1 protein-coding gene is annotated in these 907 nt (G+C 64.4%); it reads left to right on the forward strand.

Annotation, left to right across the window (positions count from 1 at the left end):
• Positions 1 to 34: 34 nt before the first annotated feature.
• Positions 35 to 876, forward strand: a protein-coding gene (locus L0D17_RS13150; protein WP_244346638.1) for an IS5 family transposase whose coding sequence is annotated in 2 segments (ribosomal slippage) — positions 35 to 398 and positions 398 to 876 — 843 coding nt in all. Because the reading frame shifts where the segments join, the coding sequence is not laid out codon by codon here.
• Positions 877 to 907 lie beyond the last annotated feature (31 nt).

Consider the following 907-nt stretch of genomic DNA (forward strand, 5'->3'; position numbering starts at 1 on the left):
AGAGGCTGTCGTAAAAGGGTGGTATTCTTGAGGGATGAGCTCTAGACGATCTTACCCCAGCGACCTCAGCGATGCGGAGTGGGCCCTCCTGGAGCCCCTCATCCCAGCCCCCAAGCCCGGCGGCCGCCCCGCCAAGGTGCCGAGGAGAGAAATCGTTAACGCCATCCTTTACGTCCTGGAAAACGGCATCAAGTGGCGGGCTATGCCCCATGACTTGCCCCACTGGTCCACCGTCTACCACTACTTCCGCAAGTGGCAGAAGGAAGGCATTTGGGAGAAGGCCGTCCAGGCCCTGGCCCGCCAGGACCGGGAGCGAGAAGGGAGGCAAGCTTCGCCCAGCGCTCTGGTGATGGATAGCCAGTCCGTCAAGACCACGGAAAAAGGGGGCCCCGAGGGAACGACGGGGCGAAAAAGGTCAAGGGGAGAAAGCGCCAAATCTTGACGGACACGGGGGGTCGCTTGCTGAAGGCCTTCGTGCACCCGGCCAACGAGCACGATAAGCGGGGTGGGGAGGCCTTGCTCCTGGGGATGGACCTCTCCCTTTGGCCAAGGGTGCGGAAGCTCTTTGTGGACTGGGGGTACAGGGGCCTCAAGGGGCTCGCTTCTTCCCTGGGGCTGGAGCTTGAGGTGGTGGCCCGTCCCTACGCGGGGGTGCGTGGGGTCTGGGTGCGGGAGGGGGAGGAGGCGCCGGAGCTTCCGCGGGAGAGGGGGTTCAAGCCCTTGCCCAAGCGGTGGGTGGTGGAGCGGACCTTCGCCTGGCTTGGGCGGAATCGGCGGCTTGCCAAGGACTACGAAGCTAACCCTCGGGTGAGCGAGGCCTGGGTGTATCTGGGCATGCTACGCTTGTTGGTGAAGCGGCTGGCTAGGGCCGCGTAGCTGGCCGTGGAGGACTTTTACGACAGCCTCT

The sequence above is a fragment of the Thermus thalpophilus genome, from assembly GCF_022760915.1.
Taxonomy (GTDB): Bacteria; Deinococcota; Deinococci; order Deinococcales; family Thermaceae; genus Thermus; species Thermus thalpophilus.